Source organism: Neisseria sp. HMSC070A01 (genome assembly GCF_001810165.1).
Classification (GTDB): Bacteria; Pseudomonadota; Gammaproteobacteria; order Burkholderiales; family Neisseriaceae; genus Neisseria.
In genome coordinates this window covers 1-18,289 of record NZ_KV800115.1, presented here as the reverse complement: position 1 = coordinate 18,289, position 18,289 = coordinate 1, and the positions used below count along the sequence as shown (strand labels likewise).

Sequence of the window (18,289 nt, the reverse complement as noted above, 5' to 3'; positions counted from 1 at the left end):
TTATTTTCCGCTACAATACCCCCTTTCCCCCAACGAACCCCGTCCATGTACGACAATATCCGTTTCCACCTCGACGAAGACTATCCCGACCAGCTCCCGCCCGAAAACGCCGCCACCCACATCGGCATGTACTGGCAGTGGGCGGCAAAATCAGGCCTCGTCAACCCCGTCTGGCAAACCGCCCCCGAAACCGCGGCCGACTTCGCCGCCATGACTGCAGGCACAATCAGCGGACGGCACTTCCTGCTCAAACACATGGACGGCGCATTGACGGCGGACGACTTTACCGAACTCGGCCAACGGTTTACCGAGTTCTACTACACCGACGAAGAAGACGGCTACGGCGCATTTATGGAAGACTACGTCCTCGCCCTCGACACGCCCTCGCTCGGCGGCTTCTACCACGTCAAAAACACCCCGGAAACCTTCGCCAAACTGACACCCGTTTTTCAGACGGCCTTTGAAAAATGGCAAAGCAGTTTGAAAGCAAAAAAATAAGGGCCCGAACCATGAAACTCATCATCCTCGACCGCGACGGCGTCATCAACCAAGACCGCGACGATTTCGTCAAATCCGTTGACGAATGGATTCCCATCGAAGGCAGCATGGATGCCATCGCCTTTTTAACGCAGGCAGGCTACACCATCGCTGTGGCCACCAACCAATCCGGTATCGGCCGCAAATACTTTACCGTGCAAGACCTGACCGAAATGCACGCGAAAATGCACCGCCTTGCCGTTCAAGCCGGCGGCACCATCGACGGCATATGGTTTTGCCCGCATACCGCCGTTGATAACTGCGAATGCCGCAAACCCAAACCCGGCATGATTCTCGACATCATCGAACGCTTCAAGGCCGATGCCGCCGAAACCTGGCTGGTCGGCGACAGCCTGCGCGACCTGCAGGCCATTGATGCCGCTGGCGGCAAATCTGCGCTCGTCCTGACCGGCAAAGGCAAAAAAACGCTGGCCCAACATGAGCAAGACCTGCCCGAACACACCCAAATCTTCGACAACCTGCTCGCTTTCTCGCAATACATCATGCGCGAAAACACACAAATCGAAGAAACCGCGCAAGCCATCTTATAAACAAACAACAAGGCCGTCTGAAACCTGATCACACCGGCGTTCAGACGGCCTTCCAACGACAGACTTTTCCCCGATATGCTGATTATCCGCAACCTGATTTACTGGTTCATCCTTTCCTCCAGCATTATTTTGCTGTTCCCCTTTATGCTGCTTGCCCTGCCCTTCCAAGGCGGCGCACACAAAATGGCGCAAATTTGGGTACGCATCCTCAACTGGTCGCTCAAGCACGTCATCGGCTTAAACTACACCTTAAGCGGCGCGGAAAACATTCCCGACCACCCCGCCATCATTTGCGCCAAACACCAAAGCGGCTGGGAAACCCTCGCCCTGCAAGAAATTTTTCCGCCGCAAGTCTATGTTGCCAAACGCGAACTTTTCAAAATCCCTTTCTTCGGCTGGGGCTTGAAACTGGTTAAAACCATCGGCATCGACCGCAGCAACAGCCGCGAAGCCAACAGGCAGCTGATAGAGCAAGGCCTTGCGCGTAAAAACGAAGGCTATTGGATTACCATTTTCCCCGAAGGCACACGCTTGCCGCCCGGCGAAAAAGGCCGCTACAAACTCGGCGGCGCGCGTATGGCCAAAATGTTTGAGATGGACATCGTCCCCGTCGCGCTCAACAGCGGCGAGTTTTGGCCGCGAAATTCCTTCCTCAAATACCCCGGCACGGTCAGCGTCATCATCGGCAAACCCATTGCCTACAGCAGCGGCAACGAAGCCGAACTCATGGCCCAATGCGAGCAATGGATAGAAAGCCAACAGCCCCTGATTACCGGACAAGGTCCGTTCGCGCCACAAACCAAATAAATCATTCCATCGGGTGGGTCGCCATGCCCGCCCCTTTCCCTCAAACACCATGCCCCGCCTCCATACCCACACCCTTTCAGACGGCCTGACCATTCATATCCAGCTCAAACGCAGTGCCAAGAAAAACCTCATCTTGCGCCCCGTTTCCGCCGATACCGTCAGCATCAATATCCCGCCGTTTGTGACCCAGCGCAACTTTACCCAATGGCTGAACGACAACGAGGCCATCCTGCGCCGCACCCTAAACAAAACACCAGCCCAGCAAAAATCCACCGACACGCTTCCCGAATGGATTTGGTATCAAGGCGTTCAGACGGCCTTGTCCGTCCACACAGCAAACCACATCCAAATCAGGCCGTCTGAAATCCTGTTGCCCGAAAAAGAAACCGCCGCCCAACTCACCCATTTGCGCCGCTTCCTGCTCGAACGTGCGCACGAATATCTACTGCCGCGCCTCGAAAGCCATATCCGAAGCACCCGCCTGACCCCGAGCGCCATTTCCCTTTCCAACGCCAAAACCTTCTGGGGCGTATGCCGCCACACCACCGGCATCCGCCTCAACTGGCGGCTCATCGGCGTGCCCGAATATGTCGCCGACTACGTCTGCCTGCACGAACTCGCCCACCTGCGCCACCCCGACCACAGCCCTGCATTTTGGGCGCTGACCCGCTCGCTCACACCGTATGTCGATCAAGCCAAACAATGGCTGAAGGCACACGGCGGCGAATTGTTCTTTCTCGGCTAAGCCTTTACTTTCAGTATTTTTCTGCAAGCAAACACCGGCCCAAAGCAAAGAATCAACGCCTTCCAAACAAATCATGTAGCCGCGCGTAAAATCGAGTTTATCCGCTTGCCGCCCTACAGGCATGCCGATAAGATGATGTCGTTCTCCAAACCCTTTTCAGAAAGGAAAACCGATGACCAAAGCAAAATCGTTACTGGCCACCGGCATTTTGGCTCTTTTCTCCGCCACGGCATTCGCCTCCCCGCTGCCTTCCGAAATCTACCGTCCGGCAGGCTCACACACCATCAAAGCCGACCATCAAGGCGACGGCGAGTTTGAATACGAAGCCGAACTTTCCGGCCGACACAATTCCATTCCTTCCCTGGCCAAAAAAGTGATCGCCCACGCGCGCAGCAAAGGTTTCCATGTGGTCGAGTCCGAAATCAAACACGACGATGCCGATCTGAAATTCAAACGCGGCAAACAAGAGCTGGACGTTTCCATCGAAGACAAAGGCCAAGGCCGTATCGAATACAAAGCTGATTTAGATTTGGACAAAAACTAAATCCAAACCGTAAACAAAGGCCGTCTGAAATCCCATCAGGTTTCAGACGGCCTTTTGTCGCCTTGATTCAGATAAAATGACCGTCAGTTTACAAAATTTCCAACTCAAAACATTGTACAATCTGCCCACTTATACCGATAACATCCCCAACATTGCCATGAAAAAACGTCTGCTCCTCCTTACCATCCTGCCCCTTTCCCTTTACGCCGCCGATGTGCCGCCCAACGTAAAACCCGAGCTTCAAGTCAACACAGCCGAACCCCTGCAACCCGAAGCGCACAACATCCCTGCCGAACAGACAAACAGGCCGTCTGAAAAAATCATCAACGTCGATGCCGACACCCTGCTTGCCAACACCGAATTACTGGCACGCGCCATGTATTCCGCCGTCGTCGCCCACAATATCCCCGGCATCAAAGCCGTTTTGCCAATTTACGAACAATGGCCAGAACACGACCGCGCCATGGCGCGCTATGCCAAAGGTTTGCTTGCCCAATCCGAAGGGCGAGCCGCCGAAGCCATCGGCCATTACCGCCGCTTTATCGCCGAGCAGCCCGACGCTTCCGCCGTCCGCTGGCAGCTTGCAACCGCCTTGTTTGAAGACAAACAAAACGAAGCCGCGGCCGACCAGTTCGACAAACTGCAAACCGAATCCCTCCCGCCCGCCTTGCAAGAACGCATCGAAACCTACCGCAAAGCCCTGCGCGAACGCGACTCATGGCAATTCAACGCCGGCCTGAACATCACGCGCGAACAAAACATCAACCAAGCTCCCGGCCAACGCCGTCTGGGCAACCACCTGAACGACGAACAATGCCGCGCCGTGCGCCTTGTCTATCCTGACGACGACTGTTTCCGAGGCTGGACATTCCCCGAACCCATCGATGCCACCGCCGTCCATTACCAAATCGGTGCAGAAAAAAAATGGTCGCTGCCCCGCGGCTTCTATGCCACGGCAGGTGCAGACCATTACGGCAAAATCTATCCCAAACACACCAACTACAACGACCTCACCACACGCTTCTCGGCAGGCATCGGCTACGCCGACCAGCGCAGCGATATCGGCATTACTCCGTTCCACGAACGCCGCTTCTACGGCAACGACCCCTACACCTACACCAACGGCGCACGCCTTCACTACAACCATTGGTGGCAACCCAAGCTGCAAACCCTCAGCGCATTTGAAGCAGGCCGTCTGAAAAACAGCCGCCGCGAACATTCCGACAACACCAGCCAACTGCTCAGCAATTCCATCATTTACTACCGCAACGCGCGCCAATACTGGGTAGCCGGTATCGACCTCTACCGCGAACGCAACCGCGACGACAAAAGCGACAGCTTCAACCGCTACGCCCTGCGCGGCACATGGGGACAAGAATGGCCCAAAGGCCTCTCCACCGTCCTACGCCTCAGCGCCGCCCAACGCCGTTACCAAGCCCCCGGCTTCTTCAGCAACGAACAAAACCGCCGCGACAAAGAAGCCTCCGCCTCCCTGAGCGTATGGCACCGCGCCCTCCATTTCAAAGGCATCACCCCGCGCCTGACCATTGCCCACAACAAAACATGGAGCAACGACAAATTCTACGAATACGGCAAAACCAAAATGTTTGTCGAATTGAGCAAAACGTTCTGACAAGTAGAAACCAAAGCCATATTGCCCACACTGTGATGCAATCTCTATTTTGACTGTTTTAAACTCACAAGGCCGTCTGAACTTTTTCAGACGGCCCATATTTTCGATAAACCCTTAATTTTTCCATTGTATAAACGAAATTTTATAACAGCATTAAATATCAATTTGAACAAATAAACTGATTTTAAATTTCATAAAATAATTAAAATAAAGAAATTTTAGAATAAAATTGCTAAAACAAAAAATCAAGCCTTGTTTAATTCTGCTAAAACCTGTAACCTGTATCAAAAATAAACAAGAGAGTCCATCATGTCCCAACACCACCCTACTGACGATATTAAAATTAAAGAAGTCAAAGAGTTATTACCTCCAATCGCGCATTTGTATGAGCTGCCTGTTACGCCTCAGGTTGCCAATTTGGTTTATAAAACACGTCATGAAATTTCGGATTTGGTTCACGGCCGCGACAACCGTTTGCTGGTCATCATCGGCCCATGTTCGATTCACGATACCAAGGCGGCGGTAGAATATGCGCAAAAATTGCTGCCCTTGCGCAAAAAATATGAGAAAGAGCTGCTGATTGTGATGCGCGTGTATTTTGAGAAACCGCGTACAACCGTTGGCTGGAAAGGCCTGATTAACGATCCGCACTTGGACGGTACGTTTGACATCAACTACGGCCTGCGCCAAGCGCGTCAATTGTTGCTGACTTTGAACGAAATGGGTATGCCTGCTTCGACTGAATTCTTGGACATGATTACGCCGCAATACTACGCAGACCTGATTTCTTGGGGCGCGATTGGTGCGCGCACGACTGAAAGCCAGGTACACCGCGAATTGGCCAGCGGCCTCTCCTGCCCTGTCGGTTTTAAAAACGGTACGGACGGCAACCTGAAAATCGCCATCGACGCCATCGGCGCCGCCAATCATCCGCACCACTTCCTGTCTGTAACCAAAGCCGGTCATTCCGCGATTGTCCACACCAGCGGCAACCCTGACTGCCATGCGATTTTGCGTGGCGGTAAAGAGCCTAATTACAGCGCGGAACACGTTAAAGACGCGGTTGCGCAGCTTCAAAAAGCCGGCGTGAGCAGCAAACTGATGGTGGACTGCAGCCATGCCAACAGCCGTAAAGACTTCCGCAAACAAATGGATGTGGCGCGCGATGTTGCGGCACAGTTGAAAGCCGGTGAAGAAAACATCATGGGCGTGATGGTGGAAAGCCACTTGGTTGAAGGCCGCCAAGACAAGCCTGAAGTTTACGGTCAAAGTATTACGGATGCCTGCATCGGTTGGGATACGACCGAAGAATTGCTGGCCCTGCTTGCCGAAGCGAAAGGTTACCAAGCGTAAGTGCGAAAACATTAAAAAGACCGGATATGTTCCGGTCTTTTTTGTGTCTGTCATTTTGATTTCTTCACTCGAGATACCGAGCAAATTTTAGTCAGGTTTAACATCAAAACAGTATGTTAGAGAATATTCAGGCCGTCTGAAAACCCGATCATTCAGGTTTTCAGACGGCCTCTACTACTTTTCTTTTCAATTAAAACGTGTGTTTAACCGTCGCAGTCACACTACGCGGCGTGCCGTAGACGTGAATATCCGGCATGGTGCGGTAGCGTTTGTTGAACACGTTTTCAAAGTCCAAACCGATGCGGGTGGATTTGCCGATTTTGTAATGCGCGGTCAAGTCCAGCGTGGCGTATGGGCGTTGGGTCAACGCGGCCGCGGCAGCCGGATTGATGTCTGCAGGGTATTCGTCCAGTGTGTGGCTGCGGCTTTGCCAGTTGACGTTGGCACCCAAGTTCAAACGGTCGGTCACGTCATACGCGGTAAAGAGTTTAAACAAATGAACCGGGTAAGACGGATGCAGTTGAACCCCTTCGCTGTCTTTGATTTTGGAACGTGCATAAGACGCATTCAACAGCCATTTATCGCTCAGGCGGCCACCGACAGAGAGTTCCACACCTTTTGTCGTGGTGTTGTCGGCTGCACGGTAGTATTCCTCGCCATTTGCGAATTTACCTGCGACAACGCCCAAATGGTCGCGTTTGTTCATAAAGACGGAGGCGGAAGCATTCAGACGGCCGTCAAACCATGACGCTTTCAAACCGGTCTCGTAGGTTTTGCCGCGCTGCGGTTTGAGCGCCGCGCCGTCCTTAGTCAGGTAACGCACTTGCGGACGGAAAATGGTGGTGTAGGATGCATAGGCGGTCAGATTGTCGCCGATGTCGTAGGTTACGCCCAAATAAGGAATGAAAACGTTTTGTTTGTGGCTGCTGTGTGCGAATTTGTTACGGCTGGTGCTGTAACGGTAACGCCAATCCACAAAACGGCTGCCGCCGATAAAGGCGAGTTTGTCGGTCAGTTTGAAACGGGTCGAGCCGTAAACCGACAGGTTTTTCATGCGTGAAAAACCATCGCGCAGATACGGCATATCGGGTTTGGCGATGTTGCCGTCAAATTTACGCAAATCGGGAATCATCGACTCGCCTTCTTCATAGAAAGACAGGTTTTCTTTGTTGTCCTGATAGCTGATGCCGACATTGAACTCGTGCGAGCGGCCCAGCGCTGGATAATTGCCGTCCAAGGCCAGCGCAAAATTCTGATCGCGGTATTTGCTGCGGTCGCGGTCTGAAGTGAAAAGTGCAGAGTAATCGGGATTGATTTCAAATGTACCGGCAATGCCTGAAACGATGTCGTTTTTACCCGAAACATGGCTGTAATCACCAGTCAGTTTCCAGCCGTTGTCAAACTCATGGCTAAGGGAAGTGAATACTTCGGCACTGTTGTCTTTGCCGTATGCCCAGCGTGCGGAAGAATTGCTGCGTGGCGAAGATTCAAACGGTTTGAATCCGTCTTTGCGATTACCTGCTGCTGTCAGATAGCTGAAACGCGAGCTGCCGGTATTGCGGAAACGATGCAGCTCCGTACCGAGGCGCCATTGGGTTTGCGGCGTGATATCGTAAGACAACGTACCGTAGAAAGTGTGATTATGGCGCGATGTGTTCGGCAGGTAATCGCCTCCATGGTCGCTGACCAAAATAGCGCGGCCGCGCAAGGTATTGTCTGCATTCAGAGGATGATTGGCATCAAGGACGAAGCGGTAGTGGTTCCACAAACCGACACCGGCTTCTACGCTGATGGCAGGTTTGGCAGTCGGTTTTTTGCGTTCCAACGCAACCGTACCGCCCGGCTCGCCCATACCGCCGTTGGACAAACCGCTTGCGCCGCGCACGACGACGACTTGTTCGTACAACGTGCTGTCCAGATTATTGGTGCCGCGGCGGATGGCTTTACCGTCGTAAAGGAATTTGGGCGCGCCATCCACGGAAATGCTGTCAATCGCCTGACTGCGCGAAATAAATTGGCTATGGCCGGAGACGTTGTTGCCCATTTTGCTGTGGAACACGCCCGGTGTTTGTTTCAATACGTCCTGCAGGCTGTCCAAGCCTTGGTCTTCGATTTGTTTTGCCGTTACGACAGACAGGGACTGTGGCGTTTCACGCTGGGTCAGGCGGATGCCTGTCGCGGCGGAAGATGCGGGAATGGTGTAGTTGGAAGTAGTCTGTTTTCCGACACCTTGGACGGTAACTGTCGGCAAATCGACATGTTCTTGCAGCTGGGTATTTTCTACTTCAGTTGCGAAAGAATACGCCGAACACAAAGCCAGACTGACGGCAAAGCTTAATTTGCCATAGGGAAATACGGGTAGTGACATAGCTTCTCCAGTTAGCTGATGTTTTAATTTAGTGGCAGATTCTATCAAAAAGATGTAGTCCGATGAAACTATGTTCCAATCCCTATTTTCTAAGTAGTTTGTTTAATTAGAAATATTTATTTGTTTGCTAGTTATAAATAACTAAAAAGGCCGTCTGAAAACTGAATCATCAGGTTTTCAGACGGCCTCAATCTTTTTATCACAAAAAATCAGTCTGCCAATTTTCGTGCCAATTCTGCCAAACGTTTACCTTGTGCAAAGGCAATGTCGTTTTCTTCGGCGGTCAATGCCGGCTTGCTGTCGTGGCCGGAAACATGGCTTGCGCCGTAAGGCGTGCCGCCGCTTTGGGTATTGCTGAGCGCTGACTCGGTATAGGGAATGCCGCTGATGACCATGCCGTGGTGTAACAGGGGCAGCATCATGGTCAGCAGGGTGCTTTCTTGGCCGCCGTGCAGAGAAGATGTGCTGGTGAATACGGTGGCAGGTTTGCCGACGAGTTCTGCACCGAGCCAAAGGGGAATGGTGCCGTCGATAAAGTATTTCATCGCGGCGGCCATATTGCCGAAACGTGTCGGGCTGCCGAGCGCGAGGCCGGCGCAATTTTTGAGATCTTCGGCAGTCGCGTAGGGCGCGCCTTCGTCGGGAACGGCTTTTTCAACGGCTTCGCAAACGGTGGAAACTTTGGGAACGGTACGCAACACGGCTTCGCAACCGTCCACGCTTTCGATACCGCGCGCGATTTGGCGGGCAAGGTTGCGCGTGCTGCCGTTTTGGGAATAAAAGAGGACGAGGATTTTCAGGGGATTTGGGTTCATTTGGAGTTTCCGTTACAATGCTGTCAGGTTTCAGACGGCCTTTTGAATACTCGGGCCGTCTGAAAAGAAAAATTTCTATTCAAAAGTGGGAAAAGGTTATGCCGTTTTCGCAATGGTGGCAAGATTTTTTGAAAAGTAAGGGCGTGGCGTTTGCTTGGTTTGTCGTGCGCCGTTTTGATGACGAGCGTGTGCCGCAGGTGGCGGCAAGCATGACGTTTACGACGCTTTTGGCTTTGGTGCCCGTGTTGACGGTGATGGTCGTCATCGCTTCGGCCTTCCCCGTTTTCGACCAATGGTCGGGGGAATTTGTCTCTTTTATCAACCGCACCATTGTGCCGCAGGGCGCGGATATGGTGTTTGACTACATCAATGCGTTCCGCGATAAGGCCACCAAGCTGACGGCCATCGGCAGTGTGATGTTGGTCGTAACCTCGCTGATGCTGATTCGGACGATAGACAATGCGTTCAACCGGATTTGGCGCGTCAATTCGCAACGGCCTTGGATGATGCAGTTTTTGGTGTATTGGGCGTTGCTGACGTTTGGGCCTTTGTCTTTGGGCGTGGGGCTGTCGGTCGTAATCGGCCAGGTGCAATTGGTGGGCGGCTCGGAATGGCTGAGGGTTATCACTGCGGTTTCATTTATTACGGTGCTGCTGTGGGGCTTGTACCGCTTTGTGCCCAACCGTTTCGTACCGGCCAGCCATGCTTTGGTCGGCGCGGCCGTAACGGCGTTTTGCTTGGAAACGGCACGCTTTTTGTTCGCTTGGTACATGGGCAACTTTGACGGCTACAAATCGATTTACGGCGCATTTGCCGCAGTACCGTTTTTCCTGTTGTGGCTCAACCTGTTATGGACGCTGGTATTGGGCGGCGCGGTTTTAACCTCGTCCCTGTCCTACTGGCGCGGCGAAGCGTTCCGCCGCAGTCTGGATGCGCGTGGCCGCTTTGACGATGTATTGAAAATCCTGCTGCTGCTCGATTCTGCCCAACAAAACGGCAAGGCGTTGCCGGTGCAGGAGTTCAGACGGCATATCAATATGGGCTTTGACGAATTGGGCGAGCTTTTGGAAAAACTGGCGCGACACGGTTATGTCTATTCCGGCCGCCAAGGCTGGGTCTTGAAAACTGGGGCGGAGTCCATCGACTTGGCGGAGCTGTTCAAACTCTTTGTCTACCGCCCGCAAACGCTCAACAAAGACAAGGTCAATCAAACGGTTGACCACATCATGCAGCCCTGCTTGGAAACCTTGAACATGACGCTTGCCGAGTTCGGCGCCCATACAAAAAAACAATCCTCTTAAACCTGATGCCGTCTGAAAGCAAAAATATCAAGTTTCAGACGGCCTTTGCTATAATCGGCACACTACTGAATACAATATTCAACCTACAAGGAAAAATAGATGAAAACACCAGCCCTACTCTCTCTGCTCGGTTTGATTCCATCTGCCGCCTTTGCCGCCCACGGCGTAGGCCTCGGCCAACCGCCCAAATATCCGGCCAACTTCACCGCTTTCGAATACGTCAACCCCAACGCCCCCAAAGGCGGCACATTTACCACGCCTTTCCTCGGTGCTTTTGACACGCTCAACCCCTTTACCCTCAAAGGCAACCACGAATACGGCATCAGCATGCTGACACTCGACACCCTGACCGAGCAAAGCATGGACGAACCTTACGCCGTTTACGGCCTGATTGCCGAAGACATCGCCCTGGCGCCTGACGGCCTTTCCGTTACCTTCAAAATCAACCCCAAAGCCAAATTCCACAACGGCGACCCTGTTTTGGCCAAAGACGTTGCCGCTTCATTTAATATCCTGACCAAAGACAAAGCCGCCGCCCCCATGTACCACTTCTACTGGAGCGACGTGGCCAAAGTAGAAACGCCCAACGACCGCACCGTCGTGTTCCGCTTCAAGCAACGCAACTCAGAATTGCACATGATTCTCGGCAGCCTGCCCGTCTTCTCGCATAAAAGCTATCCCAAAGGCCTGGCCGCCGCGCCCAACAGCCTGCCCATCGGCTCCGGCCCCTACCGTTTTGCCAAAGCCGAAAATGGCCGCATCAGCGAGTTTGTCCGCGACAAAAACTACTGGGCGCAAAACCTGCCCGTACGCAAAGGCCGCTACAACTACGACCACATCCGCATCAAATACGTCAAAGACGAAGTCGTCCGCATCGAAGGGTTAAAAGGCGGCCAATATGACTTCGTACAAGAAAACGTCGCCCGCAACTGGGCGCGCGCCTACTCCGACGAAGTCCTCAAAAAACGCAACCTGTCCAAACACGAATGGCTGCAAAACAGCACCGCCGGCATGCAAGGCTTCGTCATCAATATGCGCCACAAGCCCTTGGACAATATTTACGTCCGCCGCGCCTTGATTGAAAGTTTCGACTACGAAAGCGTCAACAGCCGCATCTTCTACGGCGCATACCGCCGCACCGACAGCTTCTTCACCAACAGCACCATGGCCGCAACCGGCAAACCCGACCGTGCAGAAACCGCATTGCTCAAATCATTGGGCACCAAGCTGCCCGACGGCGTATTGGATCAAGACGTTCCTATGCCGCCGGTTACCGACCCCAAACTGGGCGTGCGCCCGAACCTGCTCAAAGCACGCGCCCTGCTTGAAAAAGGCGGCTATCAATACAAAAACGGCAAAGCAGTCGACAAACAAGGCAAACCGCTGACCTTTGAATTCCTCGCCCCAAGCAAAAACTACGAACGCATTACCGCCAAATGGCAGCGCGACCTCGCCAAAATCGGCATTACCATGAACGTGCGCACCGCCGATTCCGCCGTGTACCAAAAACGCATGAACGACTTCGATTTTGACGTAACCACCGGCTACTACGGCAACAGCGAAAGCCCCGGCAACGAGCAATACGACTACTTCAGCTGCGCCGCCGCCAAAACCGAAGGCAGCCGCAACCTGTCCGGCGTCTGTCATCCCGCGGTTGAAAAACTGCTGACCCATTTCAACAGCTTCACCAACCGCCAAGAGCTGCAAACCACCTCGCGCGCGCTCGACCGACTGATCCGCCACCAATACACCATCGTTCCAAACTGGTTCGCCGACCGCTACCGCGTCGTGTACCGTAACGATGTGGGCATTCCGTCCAAGCTGCCGAAATACTACGATCCCATCACCTTCGCCATGACCGCAGGCTGGAAGAAAAAGTAGTCGCATTTCGACAACACGCCCAAGCGGCCGAAGCCCTTGACGCATAGCTTTTGGCATAAAAACCCATTATTCGTTTAAAACCAATTAATCCATCCAAACCAAATAACCGCAAAAGAAAAAACAACTTAAAGCCAAATCAAAGGCCGTCTGAAACATCCGTCAGCAAAATCATCTGCAACGGAACATTTCAGACGGCCTTTTCGTCTCTTTTCAATCCAGTTTCGCAACCGAAACAAAATATCAAAAATTAACAAAAAAATTGCAACACAATACCCTCAAAATTTACAGAACCGTGTACACTTCCAACTTAAGATTTTGAATTATAAGAATAATCGTAATAAGAACTACAATCATCCCAATTTAACCAATATCAAGCGTTCATATAATAAAAGGAACAAAAACATGGAAATCAAACGTCTCTCTACCATTCTCAAACTGATTGCCAACCCCGAACGCATGGCCATCCTTTTCCTGCTGCTCGACGACGACCGCAGCATTACCGAACTGGCACAAGCACTCGGCTCTTCCCCGACCGGCATCGCCAACCACCTCGCACGCCTGCGCACCGAAGGCATCATCGATTTCACGCGCTACCACCGCATCATCGAATATCACCTCATCTCCGAAGAAGCCGCCACCATCCTCAATACCCTGCGTACACTCAAAGACCCAGCCGAATAAACAAATTATTCCACATCACAACAACAAGGCCGTCTGAAACATCAGCTTTCAGACGGCCTGCCCCTTTCAGCCCATATCGAAAAATAAACCAATCCGCTATACAATACCGCCCATGCCCACAGGCGCAATCCACCGCCCTCCCACCCAACAGCACACACGGAAACATCATGAAAATCGCCACTTGGAACGTCAATTCCCTCAACGTCCGCCTGCCCCAAGTACAAAACTGGCTGGCCGACCACCAAGCCGACATCCTCGCCTTACAAGAACTCAAACTCGACCAAGACAAATTCCCGGCCGCCGCCCTGCAAATGATGGGCTGGCACTGCGTCTGGAGCGGCCAAAAAACCTACAACGGCGTCGCCATCATCAGCCGCCACGAACCGCAAGACGTACATTGCGGCCTGCCCGCCCTCCCCGACGACCCGCAACGCCGCGTCATTGCCGCCACCATCAACGGCGTGCGTGTCATCAACGTCTATTGCGTCAACGGCGAAGCACTGGACAGCCCCAAATTCCAATACAAAGAACAATGGTTTGCCGCACTGACCGAGTTCGTCCGCGCCGAAATGGCCGCCCACCCCAAACTCGTCCTGCTCGGCGACTTCAACATCGCCCCGGCCGATGCCGACTGCTACGACCCCGAAAAATGGCACGAAAAAATCCATTGTTCCTCCATCGAAAGACAATGGTTTAAAAACCTGCTCGACCTCGGCCTGACCGACAGCCTGCGCAAAGTCCACCCCGAAGGCGCGTTCTACACCTGGTTCGACTACCGCGGCGCCATGTTCCAACGCAAACTCGGCCTGCGTATCGACCACATCCTCACCAGCCCCGAACTTGCCGCCAACCTTACCGACGTCACCGTCGACCTAGAAACCCGCGCCCAAGAACGCCCCAGCGACCACGCACCGGTAATCGCCGAGTTTGACTGCTAGATTTTGAAGCAATATAAACAATAAGGCCGTCTGAAAACTTTAAATGGTTTTCAGACGGCCTTATTGTTTGGCGTAGCCACTCAAGCATGGTTAGCAGAAATACATGGCTAATGAGTACCCACTTTACCTCACTGTGTTTTACTTATGCCACCATTTAAAGCGTATCTTCTCCCTTACTTTCCACGCAACGGATGATCCAATCTTCAAACTGTCGCCATTGGGCCTCTTCGGCATAGGTGGCGGGATTGGCAGCATCGTGGATAAAAATATCGAAGTTAGGTTCGGTACGGGAAAGGTCGAAGCCGAACCAATCTCCCATGCTGTGATGCGCTCCGATAATAAAGATTTCGCCTATGTCGGGGTGTTCGTCAGGCGGCAGGTCGTCAAGTTCTTCGCGCAATAGTTGTTGGTAATAGAGATTTTGTTCTTGCAGTTGGACGAGATTGTAGATTTCTATTTTGGGCGTTTGCGATACGGTTTGATCGATCATGCTGATGTACCACGAATAGAAAAAATCCCCCGTGCCACATTGCTGTAAAAATAAATAATAGCTTTCAGGCAGCTTGTTCTGCGTATATCCGCGTATCGCCTGCAATTCATCAGTTGAAAGGGGATGTACATTAAAATTCAGATGGTTGGCGTGAGATGCTTGGCTGTTTGCGAGCCAATATTGAAGTTGTTGCAAGGCTTGCGGATAGGTCATGATGGTCGGATTCTTTTTTTAAATGGATTATCGTTGGGCTTTGAATCAACTGGTGGGAATCAGCCTATGCGTTATTATATTCGTTGCCTGAAATGAAACAAAGGTCGTTTGAAAACGGATTCACGGTTTTCAGACGACCTTTGCTCTAAGAGTTTTTCAGACGACGTTTGAGGTCGTCTGAAAGTTTGAACCAATGGTTTGAACGGCAAAAAACGCGTGCGTGCGTACCGCACACACCCTACACCTCGGTTTTAAAGTTTGTGCCGTTCGCAGGTAGGGTGGCACGCGGTTGGTAGAGAAGCGGACTACGGCTTGCTGCTTTTTAATAACAAGTTACAAATGCTAATTCATCAATCACAATATATTTTTTATTATTTTGCGATATTTTTAAATTTCCCAAACATAAAATATAAGATCCCACTAAATCTTCCACATCATTGATATCAAATCGTTCGAAGAAAATTCGTTGCATTTGTGACGGCAAGCATAGACTAACATCATCTCGCGTACCAGAATTAAGCCAAATAGCCTCATAATTTCCCTCTTTAACATCAGCAATTTGCCCCCAGTATCCACAAAACCGGCCTATATGAGTTTGGTTAATCTCATGGAATGAGACAAAAAAATTAGATATAGTTCGAATTTCATCTTCAATTTCAATCTCTTGTTCTGAAACTCGAAACACTGGATTAATAACTAGGCTTCTTAACATAGTACTTAAACGGCGATGGGCTACTGCATTAGGACGATTACCATTTCCTCTAAATCGTACTCCTCTCCCTGCTCCATTTTCATTCATATCATCATTAATATGATTTACTGCTTCTGCTGCACCATAGTTAAGGTCTAATACAATCCGCTGCCCATCATTATGCAAAACATCTTCATCATCATTTTCTCCATTGATCAATCTACTTAATGGAGCACTTTCAATACACCCATCATTATGAGGGCGAGCTCCAAAACAGGCAGCCTGCCCATTTCTAGCCGCTTTTCTAAAAAAAGCGGGAGCATGGCAAGTCGGACATTCAAGGAATCTCCTTAATTGAGAGATAGTCCCTATATCAAGTTGAGAAAATTGATACGCATTGTAAGTTTGGTTATTTATAGTACAAAAAGCATTATCCATCACAGCTCCTCTAATTTATTTAGATTGAAGATCATCTGTATATAAATTGGACTATTTACATAAATTTCAAGAATAATATCAAACTTATCCGTCACTCTGCCCCAAACAACAAATTCTCTTTAATCCCCCGAATCCTATCCCGCAACACAGCAGCCTCTTCAAACTGCAAATCCCTAGCCGCCTGCTGCATGGCTTTTTCGAGTTTGGCGATTTCTTTAATCGCGTCTTCTTCGTTGTGGATTTCGCCGACTTTAACCTTGTTTTTGCCTTTCAGACGACCTTTACCGCTGTCTTCTTCGTGGTACACGCCGTCGATGATGTCTTTGACTTGTTTTTTAATCTGCTGCGGCACGATGCCGTGTTCTTCGTTGAATTTAATCTGTTTTTCGCGTCGGCGTTCGGTTTCGTCGATGGCGGCTTTTATGGAGTCGGTGATTTTGTCGGCGTACAGGATAGCGACGCCGTTCACGTTGCGCGCGGCGCGGCCCATGGTTTGAATCAGGCTGCGGTGGGAGCGCAGGAAGCCTTCTTTGTCGGCGTCGAGGATGGCGACGAGGGAGACTTCAGGGATGTCCAAGCCTTCGCGCAAGAGGTTGATACCGACAAGTACGTCAAACAGGCCGAGCCGCAAATCTCTAATGATTTCAACGCGCTCTACGGTGTCGATGTCGCTATGCAGGTAGCGCACTTTGATGCCGAGTTCGCTGTAATAGTCGGTGAGTTGCTCCGCCATGCGTTTGGTGAGGGTGGTAACGAGCACGCGTTCGCCTTTTTGGATGCGGTCGTTGATTTCGCTCATTAAGTCATCGACTTGGGTGGCGACGGGGCGGATGATGATTTGGGGGTCGACCAGCCCTGTGGGGCGGACGACTTGTTCGACGACTTGTCCAGCGTGTTCTTCTTCGTATTTGGCGGGGGTGGCGGAAACGAAGATGGTTTGCGGCATGACTTTTTCAAATTCGTGGAATTTGAGCGGTCGGTTGTCGCGTGCGGAAGGCAGGCGGAAGCCGTAATCGACGAGGTTTTGCTTGCGCGATGCGTCGCCTTTGTACATGCCGCCGATTTGGGTAACGGTAACGTGGCTTTCGTCGATGAACATGATGGCGTTGTCGGGCAGGTAGTCCATCAACGTGGGAGGCGGTTCGCCTTCTTTTTTGCCGGAGAAGTGGCGGGAGTAGTTTTCGATGCCTTTGCAGAAGCCCATTTCGTAGAGCATTTCGAGGTCGAATCGTGTGCGCTGTTCGATGCGTTGTTGTTCGACGGGGCGTTGTTCGCGGGCGAAAAATTCGATGCGTTCGCGCAGCTCTTCTTTGATGGACTCGCAGGCGCGCAATACGGTTTCGCGCGGGGTAACGTAGTGGCTGGACGGGAAGACGGTATAGCGGCCGACACGTTGGATAAGGCTACCTGAAAGCGGATCGAACATATCGAGGCGGTCAATTTCGTCGTCAAACAGGCTGATGCGTAGGGCATTTTCGGAGCTTTCGGCGGGGTACACATCAATCACGTCGCCGCGCACGCGAAAGCTGCCGCGTTTGAAGTCTAAATCTCCGCGTTCGTACTGCATGGAAACGAGCGTAGCGATGATGTCGCGCTGCTCGATGGTGTCGCCTTCTTTGACGGACAACACCATTTGTTGATATTCGGTCGGGTCGCCGATACCGTAAATGGCGGACACGGTGGCGACGATAATCACGTCGTCGCGCGTCATCAAGTTCTTGGTGGCGGAAAGGCGCATTTGTTCGATGTGTTCGTTGATCGCGCTGTCTTTTTCGATGAACAAATCGCGGCTGGGCACATAGGCTTCGGGCTGATAATAGTCGTAGTAGGAGACGAAATATTCCACTGCGTTTTCGGGGAAAAATTCACGCATTTCGGCGTAGAGCTGGGCAGCAAGGGTCTTGTTGTGCGCCATAATGATAGCGGGTCGGCCGCTTTGGGCGATGACGTTCGCCATGGTATAGGTTTTGCCCGAACCGGTTACGCCGAGCAGAGTTTGATAGGCCAGGCCGTCTGAAAGCCCTTCGAGCAGGCCGGCAATGGCAGTAGGCTGGTCACCGGCTGGGGGGAAGGGTTGGTGGAGTTTGAAAGGGGAATTTGGGTATTGGATGACTTCCATAAGACGACCAGTTTTATGTTCAGGGAAAGAGAAGATTATAACAAAGGGCCGTCTGAAAATTGATAGTGTGCCAATCTGATAAGACTAAATATTTCATCTCCTCTCTTTGCTACTTGAGGTTTATTCTGTTAGATCTCTCCTCTTCAATTCTCCTACCCCATAAAAGGCTTACACTCCGCATCAT

General features: G+C 51.7%; 16 protein-coding genes. 11 read left to right on the top strand and 5 right to left on the bottom strand.

Features of this window, described 5'->3' with window-relative positions; translation table 11 throughout:
- Nucleotides 1-45: 45 nt before the first annotated feature.
- From HMPREF2711_RS00555 to aroG, 7 genes are all read left to right on the top strand, one after another.
- On the top strand, nt 46-498 hold the full coding sequence (locus HMPREF2711_RS00555; protein ID WP_003749149.1) for a DUF7832 domain-containing protein: 453 nt from the start codon (nt 46-48) through the stop codon (nt 496-498).
- Between the two features lie 11 nt (nt 499-509).
- Complete coding sequence (gmhB, locus tag HMPREF2711_RS00550; RefSeq protein ID WP_003749152.1) at nt 510-1,088, top strand: D-glycero-beta-D-manno-heptose 1,7-bisphosphate 7-phosphatase; 579 nt, start codon at nt 510-512, stop codon at nt 1,086-1,088.
- 75 nt (nt 1,089-1,163) lie between these two features.
- Entirely contained in the window at nt 1,164-1,895 is a 732-nt protein-coding gene (locus HMPREF2711_RS00545; RefSeq protein ID WP_003749154.1) for a lysophospholipid acyltransferase family protein, read from the top strand.
- A gap of 49 nt (nt 1,896-1,944) precedes the next feature.
- Nucleotides 1,945-2,640 (top strand): M48 family metallopeptidase, encoded by a 696-nt coding sequence (locus tag HMPREF2711_RS00540; protein ID WP_003749156.1) that lies wholly within the window; start codon nt 1,945-1,947, stop codon nt 2,638-2,640.
- 172 nt (nt 2,641-2,812) lie between these two features.
- The gene (locus HMPREF2711_RS00535) at nt 2,813-3,184 is read left to right on the top strand and encodes a hypothetical protein (RefSeq protein WP_003749158.1); all 372 of its coding nucleotides are present in this window, start codon (nt 2,813-2,815) and stop codon (nt 3,182-3,184) included.
- A 157-nt stretch (nt 3,185-3,341) separates the two neighbouring features.
- Nucleotides 3,342-4,817, top strand: a complete 1,476-nt coding sequence (locus tag HMPREF2711_RS00530) for a surface lipoprotein assembly modifier (protein WP_172884836.1) — start codon at nt 3,342-3,344, stop codon at nt 4,815-4,817.
- Nucleotides 4,818-5,126: 309 nt separating this feature from the next.
- Entirely contained in the window at nt 5,127-6,170 is a 1,044-nt protein-coding gene (gene aroG / locus HMPREF2711_RS00525; RefSeq protein ID WP_003683923.1) for a 3-deoxy-7-phosphoheptulonate synthase AroG, read from the top strand.
- Between the two features lie 190 nt (nt 6,171-6,360).
- Here aroG and HMPREF2711_RS00520 read toward each other — a convergent pair whose 3' ends face one another.
- Both HMPREF2711_RS00520 and wrbA read right to left on the bottom strand, forming a co-directional pair.
- Nucleotides 6,361-8,538 (bottom strand): TonB-dependent siderophore receptor, encoded by a 2,178-nt coding sequence (locus tag HMPREF2711_RS00520; RefSeq protein ID WP_003749165.1) that lies wholly within the window; start codon nt 8,536-8,538, stop codon nt 6,361-6,363.
- Between the two features lie 209 nt (nt 8,539-8,747).
- Complete coding sequence (gene wrbA, locus HMPREF2711_RS00515; protein ID WP_003749167.1) at nt 8,748-9,353, bottom strand: NAD(P)H:quinone oxidoreductase; 606 nt, start codon at nt 9,351-9,353, stop codon at nt 8,748-8,750.
- A gap of 98 nt (nt 9,354-9,451) precedes the next feature.
- Here wrbA and HMPREF2711_RS00510 point away from each other — a divergent pair, with 98 nt between their 5' ends.
- The 4 genes from HMPREF2711_RS00510 (at nt 9,452) to xth (ending at nt 14,154) form a co-directional block, all read left to right on the top strand.
- On the top strand, nt 9,452-10,654 hold the full coding sequence (locus HMPREF2711_RS00510) for a YihY family inner membrane protein (protein WP_003749170.1): 1,203 nt from the start codon (nt 9,452-9,454) through the stop codon (nt 10,652-10,654).
- Between the two features lie 99 nt (nt 10,655-10,753).
- Entirely contained in the window at nt 10,754-12,535 is a 1,782-nt protein-coding gene (locus HMPREF2711_RS00505; protein WP_003749172.1) for an extracellular solute-binding protein, read from the top strand.
- A gap of 402 nt (nt 12,536-12,937) precedes the next feature.
- Nucleotides 12,938-13,216: an ArsR/SmtB family transcription factor gene (locus tag HMPREF2711_RS00500; RefSeq protein ID WP_003749174.1), complete on the top strand. Its 279-nt coding sequence runs from the start codon at nt 12,938-12,940 to the stop codon at nt 13,214-13,216.
- Nucleotides 13,217-13,383: 167 nt separating this feature from the next.
- Nucleotides 13,384-14,154 (top strand): exodeoxyribonuclease III, encoded by a 771-nt coding sequence (xth, locus tag HMPREF2711_RS00495; RefSeq protein WP_003749180.1) that lies wholly within the window; start codon nt 13,384-13,386, stop codon nt 14,152-14,154.
- A gap of 154 nt (nt 14,155-14,308) precedes the next feature.
- On the opposite strand, the gene HMPREF2711_RS00490 is transcribed toward xth, so the two are convergent.
- The 3 genes from HMPREF2711_RS00490 to uvrB form a co-directional block, all read right to left on the bottom strand.
- The gene (locus HMPREF2711_RS00490) at nt 14,309-14,857 is read right to left on the bottom strand and encodes an SMI1/KNR4 family protein (RefSeq protein WP_070615150.1); all 549 of its coding nucleotides are present in this window, start codon (nt 14,855-14,857) and stop codon (nt 14,309-14,311) included.
- A gap of 322 nt (nt 14,858-15,179) precedes the next feature.
- Nucleotides 15,180-15,986: a hypothetical protein gene (locus tag HMPREF2711_RS00485; protein ID WP_003749184.1), complete on the bottom strand. Its 807-nt coding sequence runs from the start codon at nt 15,984-15,986 to the stop codon at nt 15,180-15,182.
- A gap of 91 nt (nt 15,987-16,077) precedes the next feature.
- The gene (gene uvrB / locus HMPREF2711_RS00480) at nt 16,078-18,105 is read right to left on the bottom strand and encodes an excinuclease ABC subunit UvrB (RefSeq protein WP_003749186.1); all 2,028 of its coding nucleotides are present in this window, start codon (nt 18,103-18,105) and stop codon (nt 16,078-16,080) included.
- Nucleotides 18,106-18,289: the final 184 nt, after the last annotated feature.

Bases quoted from the DNA above. Each gene is read 5' to 3' on its own strand.
- HMPREF2711_RS00555 (WP_003749149.1), top strand. From the start codon at position 46: ATGTACGACAATATCCGTTTCCACCTCGACGAAGACTATCCCGACCAG.
- gmhB (WP_003749152.1), top strand. From the start codon at position 510: ATGAAACTCATCATCCTCGACCGCGACGGCGTCATCAACCAAGACCGC.
- HMPREF2711_RS00545 (WP_003749154.1), top strand. From the start codon at position 1,164: ATGCTGATTATCCGCAACCTGATTTACTGGTTCATCCTTTCCTCCAGC.
- HMPREF2711_RS00540 (WP_003749156.1), top strand. From the start codon at position 1,945: ATGCCCCGCCTCCATACCCACACCCTTTCAGACGGCCTGACCATTCAT.
- HMPREF2711_RS00535 (WP_003749158.1), top strand. From the start codon at position 2,813: ATGACCAAAGCAAAATCGTTACTGGCCACCGGCATTTTGGCTCTTTTC.
- HMPREF2711_RS00530 (WP_172884836.1), top strand. From the start codon at position 3,342: ATGAAAAAACGTCTGCTCCTCCTTACCATCCTGCCCCTTTCCCTTTAC.
- aroG (WP_003683923.1), top strand. From the start codon at position 5,127: ATGTCCCAACACCACCCTACTGACGATATTAAAATTAAAGAAGTCAAA.
- HMPREF2711_RS00520 (WP_003749165.1), bottom strand. From the start codon at position 8,538: ATGTCACTACCCGTATTTCCCTATGGCAAATTAAGCTTTGCCGTCAGT.
- wrbA (WP_003749167.1), bottom strand. From the start codon at position 9,353: ATGAACCCAAATCCCCTGAAAATCCTCGTCCTCTTTTATTCCCAAAAC.
- HMPREF2711_RS00510 (WP_003749170.1), top strand. From the start codon at position 9,452: ATGCCGTTTTCGCAATGGTGGCAAGATTTTTTGAAAAGTAAGGGCGTG.
- HMPREF2711_RS00505 (WP_003749172.1), top strand. From the start codon at position 10,754: ATGAAAACACCAGCCCTACTCTCTCTGCTCGGTTTGATTCCATCTGCC.
- HMPREF2711_RS00500 (WP_003749174.1), top strand. From the start codon at position 12,938: ATGGAAATCAAACGTCTCTCTACCATTCTCAAACTGATTGCCAACCCC.
- xth (WP_003749180.1), top strand. From the start codon at position 13,384: ATGAAAATCGCCACTTGGAACGTCAATTCCCTCAACGTCCGCCTGCCC.
- HMPREF2711_RS00490 (WP_070615150.1), bottom strand. From the start codon at position 14,857: ATGACCTATCCGCAAGCCTTGCAACAACTTCAATATTGGCTCGCAAAC.
- HMPREF2711_RS00485 (WP_003749184.1), bottom strand. From the start codon at position 15,986: ATGGATAATGCTTTTTGTACTATAAATAACCAAACTTACAATGCGTAT.
- uvrB (WP_003749186.1), bottom strand. From the start codon at position 18,105: ATGGAAGTCATCCAATACCCAAATTCCCCTTTCAAACTCCACCAACCC.